The sequence below is a fragment of the Mycobacterium sp. genome, from assembly GCF_032162605.1.
Lineage (GTDB): Bacteria > Actinomycetota > Actinomycetes > Mycobacteriales > Mycobacteriaceae > Mycobacterium.
Genome location: NZ_JAVROT010000131.1, coordinates 1 through 5,901, shown reverse-complemented (window position 1 = coordinate 5,901; position 5,901 = coordinate 1). Strand labels below are relative to the sequence as shown.

Here is a 5,901-nt window from a genome sequence, read left to right as displayed (position 1 = left end):
CGCGCCCGGTCGCGGCGGTACTGGTAGTGGATCACCCGATCCGGGATGCCGCGGACCTTCTCGCTGCTGGTCGATGGCCAGGGCTGGGTGAGCACCAGCCCATCGGGGATCGCCTCATCGGGGTGCTTGTCACGCCATTCACGCACCACATCAGGCAGATACGGGATGCGGGCGCCGAGGATGAACGACAGTCCGGCGTCCTCGATCGCCTTCTGGTTGGCCGCGGAGATCATGCCGGCGTCAGCCACAACCGTCACGTCGGGCAGGTCATGGGCGGCCATGAAGGAGCGGATCGTCGGCAGCATCGTGGTCGTCTCGGCCTTGTTGCCCTCGAACGCCTCGACCATCAGCGGGAACCCGGCCTGATCGGTCAGCAGCCCGATGGTGATCTGCGGTTCGAGGCGGCGTTCCTTGGAGAATCCCGGCTCGCGGAACCCGTCGCCGGTGTCGGTCTCGAAGTACAGCGTCGACACGTCATACAAGACCAGGCTGGCCGGTCCCAGGCCAGCGTGGGCGGCGCATGCGGCGGCCAGCCGCTGCCGCCACGACGGCTCGGCGAACAGCGGCAGACGACGCTTGACGGTCGCATACGACGACGGTTGTATCCCGGTCTCCTCAAGGACCCGCAGGCTGTCGAGCTTGCTGGTCGGCTCAATGATTCGGGCCAGGACGAGCTGCTCGAACACCGTGTCACCCTCGGCGGCCCGCTCGAATCCGAGCACCCGATACATGTGATCGAGGGCGTCCCACAGATGCCCCATCCGCGACGACGTAATCGGCAACGGCCCACCCGAACCGGCGGCCGGCGCGATGCGCTCCATGCCGAGGTCGAGTTCGCCCTGCCCGCCGGCCATCCGCTGCTGAGCAGCCGCTTTCAACACCGCCAGCTCGGCGTCGTCGTGCGCCGATCCGATGTGCTCGATATCGCGCGCCCCGAGCCGCGAGGAGTAGACGATCTGCACCGCGGTCGCGCCCGACGCTGTCTTCACCGTGCGCACGTACGGAGCCACCCGGCCACCCTACGACCCGCGATTAGTGCACACATCCGACCCCGGTGAGCGACGAACCCGCTGGTCAGCGCATCACGCCTACGCAGAATCCGTGACCGTGAGCCAAGTCAGGTATCAGCGTGCCGTCGACGTCCCAGACCACAAGGCCCGCATCCCGGGTATCCACCGCCCCATGCTCCCACAGGCACGACAGAACAACGAGCTCAGCTGCTGCAGGTCGCCGGAGCCCATATCCCATGAGCTATCGCGGTCCACCGGCTCGCGAACAGCGACGAGCGCGCTCTGCGACTTCAGGCGAACCTCGCGTTGGTGAAGCGTCGTCAGGCGCAACTACCCACGGGGTGCTGGGAGCATCGATCCGGCGATCAGCATGAGGCCCGTCCAACGCGAAGACGTGCCGGCGATCAAAGCCGCATCAAGCCGCCGCATCGCTACTGGTCGGATTCAGCAAGAAGATCGCCCAAGTGGCTGCCAAAGGAGATCGCCAAGCTCTCTAGGATGGCCTGTCCCTTCTTAGAAGTAGCCGCGGATGGCAGACCGATCACGCCGTTGTTGGTGTACTCGGTCATTCCTTTGACGAGGAGCAATGAGCGGTCCTCGGCAAGGTGATCGCTAGAGAGGTAGTCGGGTCCAACCGCATCGGGCCAGACGTGCAGCAGGATCGACGTTTCGAGCTCGCCGGCGTGCATGTCACTGTGCGCGTCCGTTTGGAGATCGGCTGCTGTGCGTGCGGTGTCCCAGTCAAGTCTACCGGGAAAGATGGTCATCGACTGCGGCCGGGAAACGTTTGCGGTCTGTACGACATTGCTGAGCACGTAGTTTCCGCCGTGCCCGTTCAGGAGGACGAGCTTTTCGATTCCGCGCTGGCGCAGCGAGCTGCTGATATCGTCGACAATAGCCGACAGGGTCTGATGGCTGATGCTCACCGTTCCGGGCCACGCTGCATGCTCGTGCGAGCAGGAAATGGTGATCGGCGGCAGCAGTAATACGTTGTGGCTCGCCGCGATCGTCGCACCGATCGCCGAGGCTACGACCGTGTCCGTCGTCAATGGAAGGAACGAGCCGTGCTGCTCGAAGCTGCCAATGGGCAAGACCGCTACACGAGGTGTTCGCTGCCCAACCTCTGCGCTGGTTACTCCCGGAATCAACTCCACCCACCTATCCTTGCATTGCCGGCAACAAGTTGGGCATGGGCAGCGACGAACTGGGCCACCACCGGCATCCGTCGATGCGGTCGAAGGGTTACGGCCAGCGCCTGAGCTGCTCTTACCGCGCGAAACGACCTCGATGCCTCAGCTATGCCCATCGCCTGCAGTCCATGAGCGGCTGCTCGTCCAGGATCCTGGGCGGCAAGGCTCTCCGCCAGGTAAACGCGCCACACACCTAGGTCAACCTGATCCGCGTGCGTCGCCGCGGGTAAGAGCTCTCCCAAGATCGCGGCAGCGGAACCGTGATCCCCTAGAAGCTGATGGCACCGAGCTCCAACCGCTGTCACATACTGTTCATCGCAATGCCTAGCCAGCGGATCTGGATCGGCCTGCTTGGCTGCTTGCAGGACTCGGCGAGCTGACCCGACCACGTCATGTGCCTGATCGTCCCCGTTATGGGCAAGCCCCTCGGCAAGACGGCTAAGGCACAAGACCTTTGTACGGGAGGGCAAAGGACCGTTCGATAGTGATGTCTTGGACAGAGAAATAGCCGATCTGACGTCGCCGGCTATTAGCGCTCTCTGGCTTTGCCTCATTAGCGTGTAGGCGCTGAGGGCTGGATCGGCGGCCTGCGCGGCACGCCGGCTGGCCCGAATCAGCCACTGTCCTCCGCCATGACCACCGGTGTTCTCGGAAACCCAGCTCATGAATTCCGACCATCGGGCGTCAACTGGAGCGAGATGGCCTCTCTGCCCTCCTCGCTGCAGCCGATCAAGTAGCGAAAGGTGATGGTGTACTTGTGATTCCAGCTCGTCGGAGAGCTTGGAATTCAACAGCCTACTCAGATGCTCGAGCTTCGACAGCCATACAACAACGGACTCGTATTCGCCGCTGGCGAGGATGCCATCGATCTCCCTGTCTGGCAGCGACTGAGCGGTCGATTCGTACGCGGCGAACCCAGCGAGCTCGCCCGTTGCGACGGAGACGCCTCGCGGGATGAACAATCCGATCGAGGCGTCAGAGTGGGCGCCGAGCACAACGCGCAGCGCTTCGCGGCGCTGCACACAGGGCCAGCGGTGTTCCCCACGTTCGAGCTTGCCGATCCATCGAGCATCTACGTACAACGCGAGGCAAATACGGCCAGGATTGAGCTGGCTCAAAGCGGTGTTAACAAGATCGGCAAGTTCGCTGCGTGAGCATGACTGACCTGGGCGGTGGGGTGAAAGTAGCCCGCGCCGCGCGCTGCTCAGTCGTGCGTTCGGGGTGATGATCGCACCGGGCCGGCGCGGCATTTCGGTCTCCCCTCAGTTCCGCATTGCTCGATTGATCTCATGCCGCCTGGGCCAAGCTGGCCGCTTCAGGATCCCAATACGATGACGCTGTGGGCCACCCCTTCGGCGGACCCGCGCCTTTCGCCGAAGCGCCGCGCGTTGGGGACGCTTACCTCAACGCCGTCGGCGAGGCCGCGCGCGTGTGCCTGGTGGCCGCGTGGATATCGTTGGCGATGCCTGAGAGAGTCAGATCCTCCTGCCGACCCTCGCTCGCGTCGTGAACCCACATATCGATTCGCGGAGACGCGATGCCAGCACCCGCCATCCCAACGGCTATGCGCGACAAGAAGCCACGTCCTCGCCGGTCGCGGCCACCGTGCGCCAGGACCGTCACCGACTGCGGCCGCTACTTCTCCCCGGCGAACGTGCCGGATGGCAACAGGCCATCCGCGCTGCGGGATGCCATGGATCGTTCAGCCTGCATCGAGACCCCAGTGTCGACCGCAACGTATCCTCCAACCGTGAACCCTCCGATAGTCGGACAAACGACTCCATCTTCTCGAGCGGCAGTGTAGTCCCCCTGCGCCGGACCGCCCTAGGACACCTCCGGACCGCGCTTATCCGCAGGTCAACTTAGGGTCGGACACAAGGTCGGTACACCAAGTCGGACACAAGGTCGGTATTCCCCGGCGCTCCACTTTCGGTAACCGTTGAGAGCACAAGCAGCAACGGAAGCGGATTAGCTGAGTTAGCCGCCCATCATGAACGACCCCTGCAGGTCAATCAATGACCACGAAAGTCGCTTCGATGGCGGCGCCTCGCCACACCCAAGCCCTGGCTATGGGTAGACCTTCATCTTCGTCGAAGTCACCCCGCCAACACGGCCGGGCCTCCTAAGAGGACCGGACGAGGATTGCCCGGTCGACGCAGTCACCTCACCCCAATCAGCAGGCTCCCATTCCGTCTTGACCACCTCATGTCGTCGACACCCCACCGCCTGAAGAAGGAACTCATGCCCGAGGACCCGCATCCGCCGCATAGCGCTCCAGAGGCGATCACCGTCGCTGAGGCGCACCAGATCATGCGAGACCACATTGGTTGCGCGGGGTCAAGGTGCGCAATGCGCCACATTGCCCTGCGTGTCCTGGTTGAGGCTGGCGCCTACACCCTGGCCTCATGAGCCCCCGGCGGCTTCCCATCGGACAAGGCATCGGCGAGGGCAGAGGCGGGTTGGCTACGCGCGCGGTAGTCGGACTCAGTGCGGCGCGCCCCCAACATGTGGTGCACACCTAGCGGTACGGTCACCACTGGTTGTGTCCCGGCGTGGTGATGGGAGCGGTGAATGTCCGACGCAGTGGCGCCTCGGCAGAGGTCGGCGCGCAGGATGACGCGGATTAGGGTCGGCGAGACGACGCGGTTCCAGGTGGATGATCAGAAGGGCTACCTGACGACAGGCCGGGCCGGTGACGGGTCCGTGGGCGAGGTGACGATTCGGATGGCGAAGCAGGGTTCGACGCTCGCCGGGATGATGGACGCGCTGGGGTCGGCGATCTCGTTGGGATTGCAGGCGGGTGCCCCGCTGGAGGTGTTCGTGTCGAAGTTCTCCAGCATGCGTTTCACTCCAGCCGGGCGTACGGACGATCCCGACCTGCCGATGGCGACGTCGGTCATGGACTACGTGGCCCGTCGCCTTGCAGTGGACTGTCTGCCGGCGGACAAGCGTGTCGAGATGGGAATCCTGACTGCCGGTGAACGGCGCACCGCCATCGATGTTGATGGCACGTGGGCAGACCTTCCCGGCCTGGCGATGTCGGCGCCGCGGGACTCCTGACCCGATACGGAGGCGGACGCCGCCAGCCCGGCGGCCGGTCATTCCGGCACCACGACGGCGTCCCCCGACAACTCCACCTTGGCGGCGTGCGGGATCGCGGCGAGCGCATCATCGAGTGTGGCGACGACGCGGATGCCGGGAAGCATGTCGAAGGAGCAGCGCGGCGGGCCGATGAGGATGACCGGCTTGCGCTGCGCGAGCGCGGCGCCGATCTCGATGCCGACGCCGTGGCTGCGGCGGTGGTCAGCGAACGCGATGACGAGATCGGCGCGGGCGACGTCAGCGAGGCAGACCCGGGCGGCGAGCTGGCCGAAGGCGGGACCAGCGTCAAACTGGCAGCTGGCGCGGGTGAGCGGGTCGATGTCGAGCCACCGGGCCACGCTGACCAGCGGTACGGGCAGTGTTGCGCGGACGCGGCGGGTCTGGTTGCGGTACCGCAGCGTGGCGGCGAGGTACACGCCGACCGAGCCGTCCGGCGCAGGTTCCGGGCGGTCTCGCTGGACCGGGACCGAATCGTCGGGATGTAACGCCGCCATGGCGGGATGCCATGGGTTGGTGGGGCAGCTGCGCGCTGGCCCGTAGGGGATGAGCGGGGCGTACGAGAATCGGCCGTCATCGGCGAGGCTGGGCAGTCCGATGGC

General features: G+C 65.1%; 5 protein-coding genes. 1 reads left to right on the top strand and 4 read right to left on the bottom strand.

Annotation, left to right across the window (positions count from 1 at the left end):
• The 3 genes from QOI01_RS08065 to QOI01_RS08055 all read right to left on the bottom strand — a co-directional run.
• On the bottom strand, positions 1–1,010 hold a 1,010-nt coding region (locus QOI01_RS08065; RefSeq protein ID WP_526379708.1), incomplete at its 3' end, for an IS1634 family transposase.
• Between the two features lie 431 nt (positions 1,011–1,441).
• Positions 1,442–2,164, bottom strand: a complete 723-nt coding sequence (locus QOI01_RS08060; RefSeq protein WP_526379706.1) for a creatininase family protein — start codon at positions 2,162–2,164, stop codon at positions 1,442–1,444.
• Entirely contained in the window at positions 2,155–3,450 is a 1,296-nt protein-coding gene (locus QOI01_RS08055) for an NsdA family TPR-like regulatory protein (protein WP_526379704.1), read from the bottom strand. Before QOI01_RS08055 ends, QOI01_RS08060 begins: the two co-directional genes overlap by 10 nt.
• Positions 3,451–4,813: 1,363 nt before the next feature.
• Here QOI01_RS08055 and QOI01_RS08050 point away from each other — a divergent pair.
• Positions 4,814–5,260, top strand: a complete 447-nt coding sequence (locus QOI01_RS08050) for a TSCPD domain-containing protein (protein WP_526379702.1) — start codon at positions 4,814–4,816, stop codon at positions 5,258–5,260.
• Between the two features lie 38 nt (positions 5,261–5,298).
• Here QOI01_RS08050 and QOI01_RS08045 read toward each other — a convergent pair.
• The coding region (locus QOI01_RS08045) for a hypothetical protein (protein WP_526379700.1) at positions 5,299–5,901 on the bottom strand (603 nt) is incomplete at its 5' end.